Annotated in this window: 18 protein-coding genes and 1 tRNA gene; 12 read left to right on the forward strand and 7 right to left on the reverse strand. The window is 61.3% G+C overall.

Annotated elements, in window-relative coordinates:
* Positions 1-116 precede the first annotated feature (116 nt).
* Together rpsK and rpsM are read right to left on the reverse strand one after the other, a co-directional pair.
* A complete protein-coding gene (gene rpsK, locus ACYU81_RS08305) occupies positions 117-506 on the reverse strand; it encodes a 30S ribosomal protein S11 (protein ID WP_004208752.1) in 390 nt (129 codons plus the stop codon).
* A 101-nt stretch (positions 507-607) separates the two neighbouring features.
* Positions 608-976, reverse strand: coding sequence for a 30S ribosomal protein S13 (rpsM, locus tag ACYU81_RS08310; protein WP_007707977.1), 369 nt, complete (start codon positions 974-976; stop codon positions 608-610).
* Positions 977-1,370: 394 nt separating this feature from the next.
* Between rpsM and ACYU81_RS08315 the strand changes: the two genes are divergently transcribed.
* The gene (locus tag ACYU81_RS08315; RefSeq protein ID WP_460987183.1) at positions 1,371-1,895 is read left to right on the forward strand and encodes a hypothetical protein; all 525 of its coding nucleotides are present in this window, start codon (positions 1,371-1,373) and stop codon (positions 1,893-1,895) included.
* Positions 1,896-2,494: 599 nt separating this feature from the next.
* Here the strand turns inward: ACYU81_RS08315 and ACYU81_RS08320 are convergent.
* The 3 genes from ACYU81_RS08320 to ACYU81_RS08330 all read right to left on the reverse strand — a co-directional run bounded on the left by ACYU81_RS08320 (position 2,495) and on the right by ACYU81_RS08330 (position 3,553).
* A complete protein-coding gene (locus ACYU81_RS08320; RefSeq protein WP_460987185.1) occupies positions 2,495-2,779 on the reverse strand; it encodes a 3TM-type holin in 285 nt (94 codons plus the stop codon).
* A complete protein-coding gene (locus ACYU81_RS08325; RefSeq protein WP_460987186.1) occupies positions 2,772-3,311 on the reverse strand; it encodes a glycoside hydrolase family 108 protein in 540 nt (179 codons plus the stop codon). The genes ACYU81_RS08320 and ACYU81_RS08325 overlap by 8 nt, the downstream gene beginning before the upstream one ends.
* Before the next feature lie 165 nt (positions 3,312-3,476).
* Positions 3,477-3,553 (reverse strand) — tRNA-Pro (locus tag ACYU81_RS08330).
* A 185-nt stretch (positions 3,554-3,738) separates the two neighbouring features.
* Between ACYU81_RS08330 and yajC the strand changes: the two genes are divergently transcribed.
* The 7 genes from yajC to ACYU81_RS08365 all read left to right on the forward strand — a co-directional run bounded on the left by yajC (position 3,739) and on the right by ACYU81_RS08365 (position 10,552).
* Positions 3,739-4,074 carry a preprotein translocase subunit YajC gene (gene yajC / locus ACYU81_RS08335; protein ID WP_196225079.1) on the forward strand — a complete coding sequence of 112 codons (336 nt, stop codon included), beginning with the start codon at positions 3,739-3,741 and terminating at the stop codon, positions 4,072-4,074.
* A gap of 7 nt (positions 4,075-4,081) precedes the next feature.
* Positions 4,082-5,680, forward strand: coding sequence for a protein translocase subunit SecD (secD, locus tag ACYU81_RS08340; RefSeq protein ID WP_460987187.1), 1,599 nt, complete (start codon positions 4,082-4,084; stop codon positions 5,678-5,680).
* Between the two features lie 18 nt (positions 5,681-5,698).
* Positions 5,699-6,685, forward strand: coding sequence for a protein translocase subunit SecF (gene secF / locus ACYU81_RS08345; protein ID WP_460987189.1), 987 nt, complete (start codon positions 5,699-5,701; stop codon positions 6,683-6,685).
* Between the two features lie 53 nt (positions 6,686-6,738).
* Positions 6,739-7,080, forward strand: coding sequence for an MTH938/NDUFAF3 family protein (locus tag ACYU81_RS08350; protein WP_449474570.1), 342 nt, complete (start codon positions 6,739-6,741; stop codon positions 7,078-7,080).
* Between the two features lie 134 nt (positions 7,081-7,214).
* The gene (locus ACYU81_RS08355) at positions 7,215-8,333 is read left to right on the forward strand and encodes a Ppx/GppA phosphatase family protein (protein WP_196225081.1); all 1,119 of its coding nucleotides are present in this window, start codon (positions 7,215-7,217) and stop codon (positions 8,331-8,333) included.
* Positions 8,330-9,004 (forward strand): RlmE family RNA methyltransferase, encoded by a 675-nt coding sequence (locus ACYU81_RS08360; RefSeq protein WP_460987190.1) that lies wholly within the window; start codon positions 8,330-8,332, stop codon positions 9,002-9,004. Before ACYU81_RS08355 ends, ACYU81_RS08360 begins: the two co-directional genes overlap by 4 nt.
* A gap of 39 nt (positions 9,005-9,043) precedes the next feature.
* Positions 9,044-10,552, forward strand: coding sequence for a YifB family Mg chelatase-like AAA ATPase (locus tag ACYU81_RS08365; protein ID WP_460987191.1), 1,509 nt, complete (start codon positions 9,044-9,046; stop codon positions 10,550-10,552).
* A 72-nt stretch (positions 10,553-10,624) separates the two neighbouring features.
* Here the strand turns inward: ACYU81_RS08365 and ACYU81_RS08370 are convergent, their stop codons facing one another.
* Together ACYU81_RS08370 and ACYU81_RS08375 are read right to left on the reverse strand one after the other, a co-directional pair.
* On the reverse strand, positions 10,625-11,731 hold the full coding sequence (locus ACYU81_RS08370; protein WP_460987192.1) for a M23 family metallopeptidase: 1,107 nt from the start codon (positions 11,729-11,731) through the stop codon (positions 10,625-10,627).
* Positions 11,732-11,934: 203 nt separating this feature from the next.
* Positions 11,935-14,220: a putative bifunctional diguanylate cyclase/phosphodiesterase gene (locus tag ACYU81_RS08375; RefSeq protein WP_460987194.1), complete on the reverse strand. Its 2,286-nt coding sequence runs from the start codon at positions 14,218-14,220 to the stop codon at positions 11,935-11,937.
* Positions 14,221-14,585: 365 nt separating this feature from the next.
* Here ACYU81_RS08375 and rpsL point away from each other — a divergent pair, with 365 nt between their 5' ends.
* From rpsL to tuf, 4 genes are all read left to right on the forward strand, one after another.
* On the forward strand, positions 14,586-14,957 hold the full coding sequence (gene rpsL / locus ACYU81_RS08380) for a 30S ribosomal protein S12 (protein WP_007686591.1): 372 nt from the start codon (positions 14,586-14,588) through the stop codon (positions 14,955-14,957).
* A 13-nt stretch (positions 14,958-14,970) separates the two neighbouring features.
* Positions 14,971-15,441 carry a 30S ribosomal protein S7 gene (gene rpsG, locus ACYU81_RS08385; protein ID WP_013847768.1) on the forward strand — a complete coding sequence of 157 codons (471 nt, stop codon included), beginning with the start codon at positions 14,971-14,973 and terminating at the stop codon, positions 15,439-15,441.
* Between the two features lie 152 nt (positions 15,442-15,593).
* Positions 15,594-17,687 (forward strand): elongation factor G, encoded by a 2,094-nt coding sequence (fusA, locus tag ACYU81_RS08390; protein WP_460987195.1) that lies wholly within the window; start codon positions 15,594-15,596, stop codon positions 17,685-17,687.
* Positions 17,688-17,824: 137 nt separating this feature from the next.
* A complete protein-coding gene (gene tuf, locus ACYU81_RS08395; protein ID WP_449470807.1) occupies positions 17,825-19,015 on the forward strand; it encodes an elongation factor Tu in 1,191 nt (396 codons plus the stop codon).
* Positions 19,016-19,139 lie beyond the last annotated feature (124 nt).

The raw sequence follows: 19,139 nt of genomic DNA on the forward strand, positions 1-19,139 counted from the left end.
ATTTCCCCTGGGGATAGGCCGGAACGTTTGAAATCCTGAACCCGACAGGACCGCTCGGCGATGTAGATGGGTTAGCGGGCGGCGCGTCCGCCGCCCGGAAAACTCAAGCGCAGCGGTTAGACGCGGCGGCGCTTGGAAGGACGCACGCCATTGTGCGGGATCGGCGTCACGTCGCGGATCGAGGTGATGTGGAAACCGACGGCCTGCAAGGCGCGCAGAGCCGATTCACGGCCCGAACCCGGACCCTTCACTTCGACTTCCAGGGTGCGCACGCCATGTTCGGCAGCCTTGCGGCCAGCGTCTTCGGCGCAGACCTGCGCGGCGTACGGGGTCGACTTGCGGCTGCCCTTGAAGCCCATCATGCCGGCCGAGGACCAGCTGATCGCATTGCCCTGGGCATCGGTGATGGTGACCATCGTGTTGTTGAAGCTGGCGTTGACGTGCGCGACGCCGGCCGAGATGTTCTTGCGCTCGCGCCGCTTAATGCGCTGGGGTTCGCGTGCCATGTTGCTCTATCCTACTTGAAACTTGTACTGCTGGAGGCGTCTCGCTTGGGGAGAGCTGCCTCCGGCGGAGAAGAAGACGAAATAGTCCCCCGGACTATTTCTTACTTCTTCTTGCCGGCGATCGGCTTAGCCTTGCCCTTGCGAGTGCGCGCATTGGTGTGCGTGCGCTGGCCGCGAACCGGCAGGCCCTTGCGGTGACGCAGGCCGCGATAGCAGGCCAGATCCATCAGGCGCTTGATGTTCATCGCGGTTTCACGACGCAGGTCACCTTCAACGGTGAGGTCGGCGTCAATGGCTTCGCGGATCTGCAGGACTTCGGCGTCCGACAGGTCCTGAACGCGGCGACTGTGGTCGATGCCCAGCTTGTCGGCGAGGTCGACGGCGGTCTTGCGGCCGATGCCGTGGATGTAGGTGAGCGCGATGATCACGCGCTTGTTGGTCGGGATGTTAACACCCGCAATACGTGCCATGGTAATCTGTACTCCTGCTCCACGGGGCGGTTGGCGCCACCCCATCTCAAAGCGTCCGGGCCGAGCCCTAGAAGGACTTCGGCCGATTCGATAGCCCCCGAGACGCAAAAAAGACGGCCAGTGCCATGCACTGCCGCTCACCAGCGTGTCCGGGATGCGTCCGCCCCTAGCGATTCGGCGGGAAACTGTCAATTGGCAAGGGTGTTTAGGGCTGCGTTCTAGGGATAGCACACTCCTGCTCCCCCTCCCGCAAGCGTTCAAACGAGGCACGTGACTCGTTTGAAGGGGCCGGGGGGTGGGCCAGTGCAACGCCGATACTAAATCGCAATCCACCAGCCCAAAAAATGCATTTCCCGGTTGAACCCGTTCCACCCCCTCGGGCATTGAGTGGCGCATGCGCATGATCCCCGCCTCCGCCACCCTCGCCTCCCTGCTCCTCCTCCCCGCCTGCGTCGGCGCCCCAGAAGCGCCCCCGCCGCCAGCTCCGCGCCCTGCGCCCGCGCCCTCGGCAAGGCCGCCTCTACCCGTTCCCGGACCGGTCGAATGGCAATATCGTCCCGCGACGCCCGGCAACTGGAGCTACCACGCGGAAGGATCGGGATCCGTCGCCTCCTTCGCCAGTCCCGCATCCGGCACGCTGCTTTCCTTGCGATGCGATCCCGCCGCAGGCCGGATCAGTCTTCTGCGCGCGGGGGCAGGGCAGGGGAACGTCACGCTCCGCACCAGCTATGGCGCGGTCAGTTGGCCCGCCACGCCGAACGGTTCGGGAGCCCTCGCAGTCCGCGCCGCCAGCGACACAGTGCTGGATCAGATCGCCTACAGCCGGGGCCATTTCGCCGTGGAGGTGCAGGGGCTCGAAACCCTGATACTGCCCGCCTGGGCAGAGGTCGGCCGGGTCATAGAGGACTGCCGTCGCTAAAGGGTCGGTTTCCGACCGCTTGCCGTGCATCTTGTGGGGGGATCGACTGAAAAGCACCAGATCAGCTTTTCAAGCGGACGCGCCATTATGATTCGAAAAAAGAATTTTACAAGTCTTGATCATGCTTCCCGTCTGATTCACAGTCCATGTCGTGGCCAGGTCAAAAACGGTTTTCCAGGGCGGGCTGCGCGGGCTTTAACAAGCGAAAGGAGGTGATCCGATGTCTCATGGTTCAGCAGTGAGGTCGGTCAAGTCCATTCGGGAAACGCGCCGCTGAGCGACGTCATAACGTCGGTTTTTACAGACATTGAAACAGCCTCTGCCGCGACCAGTCGCGAACGGGCCTTCCTTGCCTGCAAATATAGCGCGATCAACGTTTCCGTGTGGCGGCACTTCCGGCCGCTGTGACCATGTCAATGATGGGCCGCTGGGACTTATCTACCCAGCGGCCCCTCTCATTTTTGTGGCGTAAGCGCGAACTATGACGGGCTGGCGCGCACCGATATAGGCTTAAGCGCAACCCAGTTCCCTCTCTTCTTCAGGGGAGAGGGTTAGGGAGAGGGGGCTGCGCAACGCTTAACGCGAAGCGCAACTCTCCCCTACCGCTCCACCCCTCGCACCTTCCCCCAGGTCCGCGCCGCTGTATATCCAAGATACCCCGTGCCAAACAGCGCATAGAGCGGCTCCGGCAGCGCCTCGAAATAGCCCCGCATCGCCCGGACGATCGCCGCCGCCCCCTCCGGCCACACACCCCCGATCAGCCCAACCGGCACCGACCACAGCAGCAGGGCGTACATGACATATAGAAAGGCTGGCCGCGCCCGCAGCGTCCAGCGATCGGCGCGCCGCCTCCGATTGCCCGCAGCCGTCCCGCCTCTAACCAAGTCGGTTCGCCAACCAGCCGTAGAGGAAGGCTTCGTTGGCAGGCCTGCTCTCCGCCAGCGCCAGATAACGTTCCCCTTGCAGGGCCTCGATCGCCTTCAGCAGCACCTTCTCCCCTGCCTTGCCCCGCAGCGCCATGAATGCGCGGAGCGCCGCCAACGTCTTGGCGCCGATCGTGCGGTCGACCTTCAGGTCGGGATAGTCCTTCTGATTGCGATTAAGCGCGTTGAGCGCCCGTTGCAGGAAGCCGGTCGCCGTGCCCGGCCCCATATTCACCGCGTTGTCGAACAATTCGGCGGCGATGTCCGGCGCGACCTCCGCGACAAAGGCATAGCCCGGCCGTTCCCAGTAAAGCCTTCGGTAGATCGTCTCGGCCAGCGTCCGCGGCAATTTCCGCATGTCGCCCGCATAGCCATTGGCCCGCGCGACGGCCTGGGTGATTCCGAAATTCGTAGGCCCGCCCCGATCCGCCGGATGATGGCCATAGCCCCCTTCTCGCGCGATCACCTCGTCAATCAGTGCCGAAATATCCATGAACCCGCCTCCCTCGTCGAATGAGGCAGGGTATTTATCCCATTTGGTTAGCTGTAGGACAGCAAAAATTCGCGTCTGGCGCAGAAATAGGAAAAATAGGATTTGCCGGGGCAGGAAAGGCGAACCCGCAAAAATGCGTTCTTTTCGCCATTTCCTTCATGAATTTGGTCGGGACGAGAGGATTCGAACCTCCGACCCCCACACCCCCAGTGTGATGCGCTACCAGGCTGCGCTACGTCCCGACCGGAGCGGCGGCACATAGAAGCATGTTTGAGAACATGCAAGCGTTTCGGCGCGCGCTTTTTGCCGCTTTCTTCCTTCCCTAATCATGTTGCCTCCCTATCCCGATCTGTGTTAGCCGCGCGCCTTTGATCCGCAGGCATTTGCCTGTCTGCGGCTGGACAAGAGATAAGGCGAAAGTCCCACAATGTTCATTACCCCAGCCTTTGCCCAGACCGCGGGCGAACAGTCGTCCGGTGCCTCCATGCTGGTGCAGATGGCGCCGCTCGTTCTCATCTTCGTCGTCTTCTACTTCCTGCTGATCCGTCCCCAGCAGAAGCGGATGAAAGACCATAAGGCGAAGATTGGCGCGGTTAAAAAGGGCGATCAGGTCGTGACCGGTGGGGGCCTTGTCGGCAAGGTAGCCCGCGTCGATGAATTCTACGTCGATGTCGAACTCGCGCCGGGGATGAAGGTGAAGGCGGTCAAATCGACGCTTACCGATGTCATCGACCCGGCGACCGCCAAGCCTGCGAACGACTGATCGGCCGATGCTGAACTTCTCGCGCTGGACTATCGCAGCGATCCTGCTGCCCCTGTTGATCGGCATCACCTGCGCCATCCCCAGCTTCCTGCCGGACTCTGCGGTGCAGCGGCTGCCCGGGTTCATGCAGACCCGGGTGAACCTTGGCCTTGACCTTTCCGGTGGTAGTCATCTTCTGCTCGAAGCATCGACGCAGGACGTGGCTAAGCAGCGCCTCACCAACATGGAGGAGCAGGTCCGCACCGAGCTTCGGCGCGGCAGCCCGCGCATCTCGGTCGGTGACATTTCCAGCCGCGACGGAAAGCTCAGCTTCATGGTCCGCGATCCCTCGCAGGTCGATGCTGCGGTGGAGCGTATCCGTCCGCTGACGCAGGGCGCGGGCCTCACAGGGCAGCGCGACTTCAATGTGGAGGTCGTCAACAGCTCGACGATCGTGATCACGCCGACCGAGGCGGGGATCGACAATGCGGTCAAAAGCGCGATGGAGGTGGCGACAGAGGTCATCCGCAAGCGCATCGACGAAATGGGCACGCGCGAGCCGACCATTCAGCAGCAGGGTGGCAATCGCATTGTCGTGCAGGTGCCCGGCCTCCAGAATCCGAAGGCATTGAAGGACCTGCTCGGCCAGACCGCCAAGTTGGAATTCAAGCTGGTCGATACCAGTGCCAATCCGTCGGAAGTTGCTCAGGGCCGCGCGCCGGTCGGCAGCGAAGTGCTGCCTTATCCTGGCAACCCATCCGGCGTTCCGGCGATCGCGGTCAAGCGCCAGGTCATGGTGTCCGGCGAAGACCTGACCGACGCGACGCAGGGCTACGACCAGAACAACCAGGCGATCGTCAACATCCGCTTCAATGGGTCAGGCGGGCGCAAGTTCGGCCAAGTGACGTCCCAGAATGTCAATCGGCCCTTCGCTATCATCCTGGACGGCGAGGTCCTGTCGGCGCCGAACATCAATGAACCGATCCTCGGGGGCTCCGCCCAGATCAGCGGCAATTTCACCGTTGAAAGCGCCAACCAACTTGCCATCGCCCTGCGATCGGGCAAGTTGCCCGTCGCCCTGACCGTGGTGGAAGAGCGCACCGTCGGCCCACAGCTCGGCGCCGATTCAATCCGCGCCGGATTGTTGGCTTCGGTGATCGCGGTAGCTGCGGTCGCGATCTTCATGTTCGCGAGCTACGGCCGCTTCGGCATGTATGCGAACCTCGCGGTCGCCATCAACGTGCTCGTTATCCTTGGCGTCATGGGGATGCTGGGAGCGACGCTGACGCTTCCGGGGATCGCGGGCTTCGTCCTGACCATCGGTACGGCCGTCGATGCCAACGTCCTCATATATGAGCGTATCCGCGAAGAACGGCGGCGCGGGCGCGGCGTGGTCCAGGCGATCGAGTTTGGTTACAAGGAAGCCAGCCGGACGATTTTCGAAGCGAACGTGACCCATGCGATCGCTGGCGGCATCATGCTTGCGCTGGGCTCTGGCCCGGTCAAGGGCTTCGCGATCGTGCTATTGATCGGCATCGCGACCAGCGTGTTCACCGCCGTGACCTTCACCCGCCTGCTCGCGTCTCGATGGCTTCGTGCCAAGCGCCCGACCGAGATCCACATTTAAGGGGCCGGGAGAAAACCCATGAAACTTCTTAAGCTCGTCCCCGACAATACGAACATCGGCTTCGTGAAGCTGCGCCATTGGGCGTTCGCCCTTACCGCGCTGCTGACCGTGCTCGCCGTGGGCGCGACGATCCATCGTGGCCTCAACCTTGGCGTCGATTTCGTCGGCGGCCTGATGATAGAGGCCCGGTTCCAGCAACCAGCGCAGCTCGATCGGGTTCGCACGACGATTGACCGGCTCGGCGTAGGCGATGGATCGCTGCAACAGTTCGGCGATCCCAAGACCGTACAGATCCGTCTGCCGCTACCAGAGCAGGGCGGGGCAGGCGCGGCCAATGCGATCGTGGAAAAAGCGCGCAAGGCGCTGACCGCTGAATTTCCCGGCGTTACTTTCTCCCGCTACGACACGGTGTCGGGTAAGGTGTCCGGCGAGTTGATCCAGAATGGCGTGCTGGCAGTGATGCTGGCGGTGATCGGCATCGCTATCTTTTCCTGGTTCCGCTATGAATGGCAGTTCGGCGTATCGACCTTCGTGGCGATCATGCACGACGTTCTTATGACGCTCGGCTTTTTCGCGATTACCCAGCTGGAATTCGACCTGAACATCGTCGCTGCCGTCCTCACGATCGTCGGCTACTCGATCAATGACAAGATGGTGATCGACGACCGTATCCGCGAAAACATGCGGAAATATCGCAAGATGGATATGAAGGCGCTGATCGACCTTTCCGTCAACGAAACGCTGCCTCGAACCGTGATGACGTCGCTCACGATCATGCTCGCCCTGGGCGCGCTGTTGCTGTTCGGCGGCCATGTGTTGCGTGGCTTCACCGCTGCCATGATGCTGGGCATCGTCGTAGGCACCTATTCGTCGGTATATGTTTCGTCGTCGTTGCTGATCACGCTGGGGCTCTCGCCGCAGCTGACGGAACGGAAGGCGGGCAAGCCGAACATCGCCGCGCAGGCAGAGCGCATGGGTCCGCGTGATGACGGGGCGCGGCCCTGACCGACAAGCGCACTGGTATCGAGTTCCGTCGTGATGAGACGGGGCAGGGGCCGATTGTAACCGGTTTTTCGGGCAGAGGCTTTCGCGTCAGGGATGACGTCTTTCCCGAAGGGCTGTTGCTCACCCCGGTCCGCGCATCGAAGTGGAGCGAGGCGCCCTCTTCGGAGAAGCTAACGCTTGCCTCCCTGGGTGACCTGCTGACGATCGATCCCCTGCCGGAATTTCTCTTGCTCGGCACCGGGGGAGGTTTGCGCCAGCCGCCTCGGGTTTTCGTTCGCGAACTCGAAAATATGGGCATCGGCGTGGAAGTGATGGACAGCCGTGCCGCAGCCCGCGCCTGGGGCGTGTTGCGGGCCGAAGAGCGCTGGATCGTGGCGGCCTTGCTCCCGCTTTGACGGGTGCGGCGCTCGGCCGCGCGCTATGTCATTGGCTTTTCTGGCGCCGTCTTGCGCTTTGCGCGGCATCCGCATAGTTTGGCATCAAGTTCCGCCACCTGTCGGTGTCGGCGAAGAAGAAAAGTGATCCGGCCATGGTGCAGCAAAGCCGCCCATCGCCGCAGAGTTCCGGTCCCGCCGGGGGTGTTTCGGGCAAAGCTGCCCGCTCCGGCCAGGGTAATGGGAGCACGGCTGCGGCCATACCTCCCCCGTCGAAGCAGCGGGGCTCATTGCCTCATCCACCGCGTGGCAGGCGGTCTTATGCTGCGATAGATTTGGGCACCAACAATTGCCGTTTGCTGATTGCCAAGCCATCGGCTGACGGCTTCATCGTCGTCGACGCCTTTTCTCGTATCGTGCGATTGGGTGAAGGCCTGGCTGCGACCGGACGGATCAGCGATGCCGCGATTGACCGAGCGATCGCCGCGCTTTCCGTATGCGCTGACAAGCTGCGACGAAGGCACGTGACGTTGGCGCGATCCGTCGCAACCGAGGCATGCCGCCGCGCTGTCAACGGCGCGGAGTTCATCCAGCGCGTCTATCGCGAGACGGGGATCGCTCTCGACATCATCAGTGCGCAAGAAGAGGCGCGGCTTGCCGTCATGGGCTGTCACGCGCTGCTGGAGCCTGGCGACGGTCCTGCATTGATCTTCGACATAGGCGGCGGATCGACCGAACTGGTGCTCGTCGATGCAAACCGGGCGGGCGCGCCGCACATCGTGGATTGGGTCAGCGCGCCATGGGGCGTGGTGTCGCTCACCGAAAGCGAGTTGTTCGATCATGCCGATCAGAATGAGCGTCTGGCTGCCTACGGCCGAATGCGTTCGCGTGTGGCGGATGCCTTTGCGCCACTCGCCCGTCGCTTGCCGCGACAAACTTCCTCGATACGTTTGCTGGGTACATCGGGCACGGTGACGACACTCGCCAGCGTGCATCTCAATCTGCCGCGCTACGATCGGCAGGCGATCGATGGGCTGATTGTACCTTCGACATCGATGCGGTCGATTTCCGGCAGGCTGTCCACCATGTCGTTGGCCGAACGGCAAAAATTACCCTGTATTGGTTCTGAGCGAGCTGATCTGGTAGTGGCCGGATGCGCCATCCTGGAATCCATCCTGGACATCTGGCCCGCCGAGCGGTTGGGCGTGGCTGATCGCGGCATTCGCGAGGGTATATTGCGCGGCCTTATGGATCGCGATGGAGCAATGATGTGAGAGGCGCGGGCGCCGGCAAGGTTCGGGTCAAATCGGCAAAAGGGCGGACGGCGCAATCCACCCGCTGGCTGGAGCGGCAGCTGAACGACCCCTATGTTCGCAAGGCAAAGGCGGAGGGGTGGAGAAGTCGGGCCGCCTTCAAGCTGATCGAACTGGATGAGAAGTTCCATTTCGTGAAGGGTTCACGCGCCGTCGTCGATCTGGGCGTCGCGCCCGGTGGCTGGGCTCAGGTGGTACGCAAGCTGTCGCCCAAGGCGAAGGTCGTGGGGATAGATTTGCTCCCGACCGACCCCATCCCCGGCGTCACGCTGTTCCAGATGGATTTCATGGATGACAAGGCGCCCGCTGCTCTCGCCGAAGCTCTGGGCGATGCGCCTGATCTTGTGATTTCCGACATGGCCGCGAACACAGTTGGCCATCCGCAGACCGATCACCTGCGCACCATGGCATTGGTCGAGGCAGCGGCCTGGTTTGCAGTGGAAAATCTGCGCAAAGGTGGAACGTTCGTGGCCAAGGTGTTCGCGGGCGGTACTGACGCCGATCTGCTTGCGGTGTTGAAAAAGCATTTTACGACGATCAAGCACGCGAAGCCGCCCGCCAGCCGCAAAGGCAGCGTGGAATGGTATGTCGTGGCGCAGGGTTTCAAGGGACGGCCCGACGAACAGGGCTGACGCAGCCACGCGCAGCGTTTTTCAGAAAATGGGGGCACATTGGTTTCGACGGTATCGACGGTCGCCTATCTCGGGCTGGACGCGCGCAGCGTGGAGGTGCAGTGCCAGCTCGTTCCGGGCCTCCCCAACTTCATCCTTGTCGGCTTGCCGGACAAGGCCGTGGCGGAAAGCCGTGAGCGGGTGCGCAATGCCGTCGCCGCGATCGGCCTGTCCCTTCCGCCCAAGCGAATCACGGTAAATCTTTCACCTGCGGACCTCCCGAAGGAAGGATCGCATTTCGATCTCCCCATTGCACTTGCGCTGCTCGGCGCGATGGGGGTGATCGATGCTGAGACTCTATCGGGCTATGTCGTCGTGGGAGAATTGGGGCTTGATGGCCGCATCGCTTCCACCCCCGGTGTGCTGCTCGCCGCATTGCATGCTGGCGAAAAGGAGTTGGGCCTCATCTGCCCGGTCGCTCAGGGTCCGGAAGCGGCCTGGGCTGGTCAGGTGGAGGTCATCGCCGCCCCCGATCTGCTGAGTCTGCTTAATCACTTCAAGGGCAATGCCGCGCTTTCCCCGCCACAGCCGGGCGTCGTCGAGGTTCCGCATCGTACGGCAGATCTGCGCCAGGTGAAGGGGCAGGAAACGGCAAAGCGCGCGCTGGAGATTGCCGCCGCCGGAGGCCATAATCTATTGATGGTGGGACCACCGGGCGCAGGCAAGTCGCTGATGGCAAGTTGCCTGCCCGGTATCCTGCCGCAACTCACCCCGGCCGAAGCGCTGGAAACGTCCATGGTGGCAAGCGTCGCAGGCTCACTGGAAGGCGGCCGCATCAGCCGCGCACGGCCGTTTCGCACTCCACACCATAGCGCATCGATGGCGGCGTTGGTCGGCGGCGGGCACAAGGCGCGGCCGGGTGAGGTCAGCATGGCGCACCTTGGCGTCCTCTTCCTCGACGAGCTGCCCGAGTTCCAGCGCACTGTACTCGACTCGCTGCGTCAGCCGCTGGAAACAGGCGAGGTTACGGTTGCTCGCGCCAACGCCCATGTCACTTTCCCGGCGCGGGTCCAGCTCGTCGCCGCAATGAATCCTTGTCGCTGCGGCCATCTTGCCGATCCAGCCCTTGCCTGCTCACGGGCGCCGCGCTGTGCCGCGGATTATCAGGCCAAGGTTTCGGGACCACTGCTTGATCGTATCGATCTGCATGTCGAGGTTCAGGCCGTGACGGCGGCAGATCTCGTCCTGCCTCCTCCAACTGAAGGTTCGGCGGAAGTAGCAGGCAGGGTGGCGGCCGCGCGCGACCGTCAGACGCAGCGCTATGCCGGAACCCGCGTGCGAACCAATGCGGAAGTCGATGGAGAGCAGCTTGAGGAAGTTGCCGGTCCTGATGCCGCTGGGCGGGAACTGCTGGCGCAGGCGGCTGCGGCGATGAAGCTCTCTGCCCGGGGCTATACCCGGGTATTGCGCGTAGCCCGGACGATCGCCGACCTTTCTGGCGCGGAACAGGTCGGCCGCGTACATATAGCCGAAGCGCTCAGCTACAGGCGGCGGGCGCCAGTCAACTGACGCGAAAAGTCTCGGCGAGTATGATGCTTGTGGGTGAACCGCCGGACTATCGACCGTTGAAGTCGCAAAGCTTCAGCCGCGGCTTCGGATATCAGCGTTCCGAGCAGCGGCGACTTGTTGGACGTTTCGGGCGGCTTCCAGGAAAGGTCGCGGATTGACGGGCTCCCCCTTCAAGCGCACTTCGAAATGGAGGTGGTCACCCGTTGAACGGCCGGTTGAACCCATACGCGCGATCTGATGTCCACGGAGCACCTGTTGCCCAACACGGGCATTGAAACCGGACAGATGGGCATATCGCGTCATCAAGCCGTTACCATGGGTGATCTCCACCACATTGCCATAGCCGCTCCGCTGACCAACGAAGCTGACACTGCCTGTCGCGGCGGCCAATATGGGTTCGCCGTGACGGCCGGGAAAGTCGATACCCGCATGGAATGCGGCATGGCCATTGAACGGATCGCGGCGATAGCCATAGGAACTGGATTGCATCGGGGCCATCGTCGGGAGGCCAGATGGAATGGTCTTCAGACTGGTCTCCAGAGATTCCATCCGGGCAAGAGCATCAGAAAGACGTTCGAATTCCTGGGGCATCGGCCTCTGCCCATCAGGCCAGGGCACGAAGGGACCGCCTTGCGCCCGGGGAGCGGCACGCGCCAATAGGTCGGGATTAAGACCCAGGCGGCGAATTGCATGCGCCGTTTCGTCCGCCCGGCGCTTGACCGCATGAGTAAGAAGCGCCGCGAACCGGCGCTGTCTCGCGTCAATCGCTCCCAGAGGATGAATGTCTTGAGTGGCACTGATGCGCACCTTTGATGAATCGGCCCCGCCTTGCGTGGAAGCTTGTCCGGACAGGTTTTTCAGTGCCACGCCAGCTTGGGAAGCGTCCTCGCCAAAATGAGTGTGATAAAGATCGTCCATGAAGTCTTGCCGCGCTTCCAGGTCGCGCGCACGTTGTTCAATGGATTTCTTGTACTCAGCTATCGCCCTGGTTTTCGCATTGATCGCGGCGCTTTCCCTCTCCATTTCAGACCGATTCCAGGAAAGCGACAGAGCCAGCGTGGCCGCGCCGATAATCAGCGCTGCGGATAGGAGAAGCGTCGATATCTGGGTGCGGCTCGAGATGCGGACACGCTGCAGCTTTCCGCCAGACTGGAAGAGGAATTGCCGCTCCGGGCACAAAGCGGCAATCCTCGCCCATAGGCTGAAAATGCCCAATCTACACCGCTGCAACAATGACGACCCCGTGCTCAATTCTTAGAGAATCGGCCCGTTAGCAAAGGGACGAACAGCACGCGAATCCGCCAAGGCAGACTCGTGATGAGTCGAAATCAGATCGGGGCGAAACGTGCTTCGGCCGTTCCGGTTCCTGACAAAAAGTAAAATTATGCCTCGGTGGGACGAGCTGCGACATGCAGCCCCAGTAGCGCGGGAACTTCGCTAGCCGGGACAGCTGCCCCGAAATGAAAGCCCTGCGCATAATGGCATCCACCAGCACGCAGATAATCAATCTGATGAACATTCTCGACGCCCTCGGCGACCGTTCGAATGCCAAGGCTGTAGGCAAGGTTCAGCAATGTTCGCACAATGGCGGCGTCATCCGGATCGGTTTCCAGGTCCCGGACGAAACGCTGATCTATCTTGATGATATCTATTGGAAACTGCTTCAGATGCGAGAGTGACGCATAGCCGGTGCCGAAATCATCCAGCGCGATGGACAGGCCCGCAGTACTCAATTGATGAAGACTGCGTTCCACGACCTCCGCATTCCGGCCAAGAAAAACCGACTCCGTCACCTCCAATTCGATCCTTGCAATGGATACCCCCGTCGCGGCGAGTCGGGAGAGCAAACGATTAGGGAAGCTGCCATCGTGAAGCTCAACCCCTGGCACATTGATGGCGACATGACCGAAATCCAGTCCCTGATCCTGCCAGCGTCGACAGTCGGCCAGAATCCGATCCAGCATCCGCTCGTTGATTGTCCGGCCTAGCTCGGAATGTTCGAACGCAGCGGCAATCTCGGACGGCATGATGATTGAGCCGTCAGTACGAACGCATCTCAGCAGCGCCTCGAAGCCGATGATGGCGCCCGTCGATAGATCGATCTTGGGCTGATACCAGGGGACGGGTGGGGCATGGACCAAGGCGTGGCGTGCGCGATCCAGCATTCGGGCTTCTTGCTGCCAGCGTTCGAGCAGCGAGGGCTCGAACAGGCACGCGCGACCTCGTCCGCCATTTTTCGCTTCATACAGGGCGATGTCTGCGAATTTTATAAGGTCCGCAATGTCCCCGGCATGTTCTGGAAAAAGTGCGACACCCATGCTGACACGGCAATCAACGTCACGAGGGCCGTAGGCGAGTGGCTGATGAAGTTGAGCCATCATGCGCGCCAGGATCGCTTCCAGATCCGGTCCATTGCGCAGACGCGTCAACAGAATGGCAAATTCGTCGCCGCCCATGCGCGCAACCAGATCTCCCGGCCGCACTGCGCGCCGCAGGCGTTCGGCTACAGCGCAAAGGAGCGCATCGCCGACCGCATGCCCGGCGCTGTCGTTGATTCGTTTGAACTCATCGACATCGATCAGCACAACGGCCATCTGCCCGCCCGCATGGCCTGTCGCACTTGCCGCCTGCGTCAGCGTCGCCATGAAATGCGAGCGGTTTGCCAAGCCTGTCAGCGCGTCGGTCATGGCAAGATGGGCAAGATGCCGCTCGGCATCCTTCCGGTCGGTAATATCAACGATACTGGAAAGGATGCAGTCTTCGTCGTCTATCTGAATCGGGCGCGTCGCGAGCAACACATCGTGGACCACCGCATCTTTTCCGACGATCCGGCATTCCTGATTGTTGAGCGCATCTCCGCTTGCGATCTGGTCCCGCAGGCTTGCCTGCGCGGCGGAGCCCTCGCCAAGCAGGTGAACGCGCGAAATGTCGCCGTCTGATCCGAAGGCCTGAGCAGCAGCATCGTTGAAGCGGATTACTGTGCCGTCCTGACGCGTGACCAGCAGCGGGATTGGCACGCTCATGAACATGCGCTCTAGCGTTTCGCTGTTGCGCGCCAACGCGGCTCGAGCCGTACCGGCGGCCTGGCTCGCTATCCACTCGAGGCGCTGGAGGCGGTTTGTCCGCATGATCGTGATCCACATGCCGCAATGAAGGATCAGCACGGCCATGATCATGCCGGGGGCGGTGGGGGATAAGGGCGCAGGCGCCAGATAGCCGATGAGTAGCGCAACTCCACATCCCAGCCCGCCGCCGAAATTGCCCCGGAAGCTGGTAGGCACGCCAAGGTAAAAGATCAGCGGCAGCATGACGAGCACGAAAATCGCGATATCACTGCGGGAACTGACCAGGAATGCCACACCGATTGCGGTTACGATCTGCCAGGCCAAGCAGAGCCGCTCGACCTTCTGGAAGGACTCCAGCTTCCGGCTGAAATACAGGCATCCAAGTGACCATAGCACCACAATGAGGCGCGCCGGTACTGCGATCCAGAAATGGGGCGTGTCGAAAAAGCGCCAATCACTCAGCAGGAAAAGCGCATTCAGGGCGACCGAGCAGAGGAAGACTATACGGGCGTGCCGACGCGACTCGGTGAGGCGCTCCGCTTGAAAAGCGGCTTCCTGTGTCCGGCTGAGAAACTCACCCGTGAAGAGAGAAAGATGGGTCACGGCCAATCCACGTCGGCGCACCCGGTGGCGCCACTGGAAATCAATAGAATAATGTCGGTTATCAATCTGCTAATGAAGGCTTCACCATCTTGGAACGAAACCGAAACGAGGTGGCGCGCCGCCGTTCTTGACCGGATTACCCTGCCTCGCTATAGGCGCGCCTGCCCAGCGGCGATCCACTTGGAAAGATTCGGTCTTTCTGGTCGGTGACATGCCAGGCGACATAGAGCTGAACATTGCCGGTGCTCTTGCGGCTCCAGGCGGGTTTCCCGCCGGGGCCTTTGCTGTTTGGAAGGTCATCCTTTTCAGGCCGTGAAGAACGCGGGAATGCTTGCGGTAAAGTAACTGAAAAGGTGAAGGGCTTCATGCCAACAATCAACCAGCTGGTCCGCAAGGGCCGCGAACTGCAGAAGACCAAGTCGAAGGTCCCTGCAATGGAAGCGAACCCGCAAAAGCGCGGCGTTTGCACCCGTGTTTACACGACGACCCCGAAGAAGCCGAACTCGGCTCTCCGTAAGGTGGCGAAAGTGCGTCTGGTCAACCAGCGCGAAGTCATCACCTACATTCCGGGTGAAGGTCACAACCTTCAGGAGCACAGCGTTGTGCTGATCCGTGGCGGCCGCGTACGCGACCTTCCCGGTGTGCGCTATCACGTGCTGCGCGGCGTTCTGGATACCCAGGGCGTCAAGGACCGTAAGCAGAGCCGTTCGAAGTACGGCGCGAAGCGTCCGAAGTAAGGGAGACTAGAATATGTCACGTCGTCGTCGCCCCGAAAAGCGCGTTATCCTCCCCGATCCCAAATTCGGTGATATCGTGCTGTCGAAGTTCATGAACAGCATCATGCAGGACGGCAAGAAGGCCGTCGCCGAGTCCATCGTTTACGGTGCGCTCGAAACTGTCGAAGCGAAGTCCAAGAAGGACCCGATCGGCATGTTCCATGACGCGCTGAACAATGTGAAGCCCGGCATCGAAGTCCGCAGCCGCCGCGTCGGCGGTGCGACCTACCAGGTCCCCGTCGAAGTGCGCCCCGAGCGCGCCCAGGCGCTGGCGATCCGCTGGTTGATCACCGCGTCGCGCAACCGCAGCGAAACCACCATGGCCGCGCGCCTGTCGGGTGAGCTGCTGGACGCTGCCAACAACCGCGGCAATGCCGTCAAGAAGCGCGAAGACACGCACCGCATGGCGGAAGCGAACCGCGCCTTCTCGCACTACCGCTGGTAAAAGAAGGCGGGCGCTTTGGCACCCGCTTTTTCTATCTGGTTTTGAATATCGGTCCGTTCGCCGTGGGGCTACCCATGGCGGACGGATTGGTTTAGGGGCCAGCCGCAAGACTCACTCACTCACCGCCGGTGCGCCGGCAACGGAGAAGCATCATGGCCCGCAGCCATCCGCTCGAACGCTATCGCAATTTCGGTATCATGGCGCATATCGACGCCGGCAAGACCACCACGACCGAGCGTATCCTTTATTACACCGGCAAGTCCTACAAGATCGGCGAAGTCCATGACGGCGCCGCCACCATGGACTGGATGGAGCAGGAGCAGGAGCGTGGTATCACCATCACGTCTGCGGCCACCACTTGTGTGTGGAAGGCCGAAGAGGGCAAGGGTCCTGAGCATCGCCTGAACATCATCGACACCCCCGGCCACGTCGACTTCACCATCGAAGTTGAACGTTCGCTGCGCGTGCTCGACGGTGCGGTCGCCGCGTTCGACGGCGTTGCTGGCGTTGAGCCGCAGTCGGAAACCGTGTGGCGCCAGGCCGACAAGTATCGCGTGCCGCGCATGTGCTTCATCAACAAGCTCGACCGTACCGGCGCCAACTTCTATTATTGCGTGCAGACGATCATTGATCGCCTGGGCGCTACCCCGGCTGTACTCTATCTGCCCATCGGCGCGGAATCGGAGTTCAGGGGGCTGGTCGACTTGGTCGAGAATCGCGCGATCATCTGGAAGGATGAAAATCTGGGCGCAGAATTCTCCTATGAAGAGATTCCCGCCGACCTCGCCGACAAGGCTGCCGAATATCGCGAGAAGCTGATCGAGCTTGCCGTCGAGCAGGACGATGCCGCGATGGAAGCTTATCTGGAAGGTAACCTCCCGGACGTTGCGACCCTGAAGGCGCTGATCCGCAAGGGCACGCTGGGCCAGGCGTTTACCCCGGTGCTGTGCGGCTCGGCGTTCAAGAACAAGGGCGTTCAGCCGTTGCTCGACGCGGTCGTCGACTATCTGCCTTCGCCGCTCGACATTGAGGACGTGCAGGGCATCAACCCCGCGAACGATCAGCCCGACAGCCGTGCAACCGCTGACGACGCGCCTTTCTCGGGCCTAGCGTTCAAGATCATGAACGACCCGTTCGTCGGCTCGCTCACCTTCCTGCGCGTCTATTCGGGCACCCTGACCAAGGGCACCTATCTGAACTCGGTCAAGGACAAGAAGGAAAAGATCGGCCGCATGCTGCTGATGCATGCCAACAGCCGTGAGGATATCGACACCGCCTATGCGGGCGACATCGTTGCGCTGGCCGGCATGAAGGAAACCACCACCGGTGATACGCTGTGCGCCGAGCGTCAGCCGATCATTCTGGAGCGGATGGAATTCCCCGAGCCGGTCATCGAACTTTCGGTGGAACCCAAGACCAAGGCTGACCAGGAAAAGATGGGCGTCGCGCTCAACCGTCTGGCTGCTGAGGATCCGTCCTTCCGCGTCACGACCGATCACGAATCGGGTCAGACGATCATCAAGGGCATGGGCGAACTTCACCTCGAAATCCTGGTCGACCGCATGAAGCGCGAATTCAAGGTCGAGGCGAATGTTGGCGCGCCGCAGGTGGCCTATCGCGAATATCTCAAGAAGCCGGTCGACATCGACTACACCCACAAGAAGCAATCGGGTGGTACGGGTCAGTTCGGCCGCGTGAAGGTGAAGTTGACCCCGGGCGAGCGCGGCGCGGGGATCCAGTTCAAGGATGAGATCAAGGGCGGTAACATTCCCAAGGAATATATTCCCGCTATTGAAAAGGGCTTCCGTGAGACGGCGGCAACCGGTTCGCTGATCGGCTTCCCGATTATCGATTTCGACATCGTGCTTTATGATGGCGCGTACCATGACGTCGACTCGTCGGCGCTGGCGTTCGAAATCTGTGCTCGCGGAGCAATGCGCGAAGCGGCGCAGAAGTCGGGCATCACGCTGCTCGAACCGGTCATGAAGGTCGAAGTCGTAACCCCGGAAGAATATCTGGGCGATGTCATCGGCGACATGAACAGCCGTCGTGGTCAGATTCAAGGCACCGACACGCGCGGCAATGCCCAGGTGGTCGAAGCCATGGTGCCGCTGGCCAACATGTTCGGCTATGTGAACTCGCTGCGTTCCTTCACTCAGGGCCGCGCGAACTACTCGATGATCTTCTCCCACTATGACGAAGTGCCGCAGAACGTGGCGGACGAAGTCAAGGCGAAGATGGCCTGATGATTTTCCTTAATCGGGCCGTGCAAACGGCTCGGTTAGGGGCTGGTAATCTGTGAATTTGCTGCTATGGACGCGCCTTCGCGAGGCGCGGCCGAGCGGTCAGACCAAAGCTGATTTTGATTAGAAGGTAGGAAAAAATGGCTAAGGCTAAGTTTGAGCGGAACAAGCCGCACTGCAACATCGGCACCATCGGTCACGTTGACCATGGCAAGACCTCGCTGACCGCGGCGATCACCAAGGTGCTGGCTGAAACCGGCGGCGCGACCTTCGTTGACTACGCGAACATCGATAAGGCTCCCGAAGAGCGCGAGCGCGGCATCACCATTTCGACGGCGCACGTTGAATATGAGACCGAAGCCCGTCACTACGCGCACGTCGACTGCCCGGGTCACGCTGACTACGTCAAGAACATGATCACCGGTGCTGCTCAGATGGACGGCGCGATCCTCGTCGTTTCGGCCACCGACGGCCCGATGCCGCAGACCCGTGAGCACATCCTGCTCGCCAAGCAGGTTGGCGTTCCCCAGCTCGTCGTGTTCATGAACAAGGTCGACCTGGTCGACGATCCGGAAATCCTCGAGCTGGTCGAGCTGGAAATCCGCGAGCTGCTGAGCTCGTATGATTTCGACGGCGACAACATCCCTGTCATCCCCGGTTCGGCGGTCAAGGCTCTTGATGGTTCGAACGACGAGATTGGCAAGAACGCTGTTCTCAAGCTGATGGAAGCTGTTGACAGCTTCATTCCGCAGCCTGAGCGTCCGATCGACAAGCCCTTCCTGATGCCGATCGAAGACGTGTTCTCGATCTCGGGTCGTGGTACCGTTGTGACCGGTCGCGTCGAAACCGGCATCGTCAAGGTTGGCGAAGAAGTCGAGATCGTCGGCATCAAGGACACCCGCAAGACCACCGTCACCGGCGTTGAAATGTTCCGCAAGCTGCTGGACGAAGGTCGCGCTGGCGACAACATCGGTGCACTGGTTCGTGGCGTCGGCCGTGAAGACGTTGAGCGTGGTCAGGTTCTGGCCAAGCCCGGTTCGGTTACGCCGCACACCGAGTTCGACGCTGAAGTGTACGTTCTGTCGAAGGAAGAAGGCGGCCGTCACACCCCGTTCTTCGCGAACTATCGTCCGCAGTTCTACTTCCGCACCACGGACGTCACCGGCGAAGTCATCCTCCCCGAGGGCACTGAGATGGTCATGCCCGGCGACAATGTGAAGCTGAACATCAAGCTCATCGCCCCTATCGCGATGGACTCGGGTCTGCGCTTCGCCATCCGTGAAGGCGGCCGCACCGTCGGCGCCGGGGTTGTCGGCACGATCTCGAAGTAATATAGGACCGCAGCGGCGCGAATCGCCTGATTCGCGCCGCTCGGAATTTCTACCGCCCCGGATCGCCTTTCTCCGGCTCGACTGAGCTAGAAGGGCCGGAAACGGGGCGGATATTTTTTGGTGG

Source organism: Sphingobium sp. TomTYG75 (genome assembly GCF_054771635.1).

What these genes read in the sequence shown, in the direction of transcription:
- ACYU81_RS08355 (WP_196225081.1), top strand. Translation starts at nt 7,215, where the DNA reads ATGGTGCAGCAAAGCCGCCCATCGCCGCAGAGTTCCGGTCCCGCCGGG.
- rpsK (WP_004208752.1), bottom strand. Translation starts at nt 506, where the DNA reads ATGGCACGCGAACCCCAGCGCATTAAGCGGCGCGAGCGCAAGAACATC.
- fusA (WP_460987195.1), top strand. Translation starts at nt 15,594, where the DNA reads ATGGCCCGCAGCCATCCGCTCGAACGCTATCGCAATTTCGGTATCATG.
- secD (WP_460987187.1), top strand. Translation starts at nt 4,082, where the DNA reads ATGCTGAACTTCTCGCGCTGGACTATCGCAGCGATCCTGCTGCCCCTG.
- rpsM (WP_007707977.1), bottom strand. Translation starts at nt 976, where the DNA reads ATGGCACGTATTGCGGGTGTTAACATCCCGACCAACAAGCGCGTGATC.
- secF (WP_460987189.1), top strand. Translation starts at nt 5,699, where the DNA reads ATGAAACTTCTTAAGCTCGTCCCCGACAATACGAACATCGGCTTCGTG.
- rpsG (WP_013847768.1), top strand. Translation starts at nt 14,971, where the DNA reads ATGTCACGTCGTCGTCGCCCCGAAAAGCGCGTTATCCTCCCCGATCCC.
- rpsL (WP_007686591.1), top strand. Translation starts at nt 14,586, where the DNA reads ATGCCAACAATCAACCAGCTGGTCCGCAAGGGCCGCGAACTGCAGAAG.
- ACYU81_RS08325 (WP_460987186.1), bottom strand. Translation starts at nt 3,311, where the DNA reads ATGGATATTTCGGCACTGATTGACGAGGTGATCGCGCGAGAAGGGGGC.
- tuf (WP_449470807.1), top strand. Translation starts at nt 17,825, where the DNA reads ATGGCTAAGGCTAAGTTTGAGCGGAACAAGCCGCACTGCAACATCGGC.
- yajC (WP_196225079.1), top strand. Translation starts at nt 3,739, where the DNA reads ATGTTCATTACCCCAGCCTTTGCCCAGACCGCGGGCGAACAGTCGTCC.
- ACYU81_RS08315 (WP_460987183.1), top strand. Translation starts at nt 1,371, where the DNA reads ATGCGCATGATCCCCGCCTCCGCCACCCTCGCCTCCCTGCTCCTCCTC.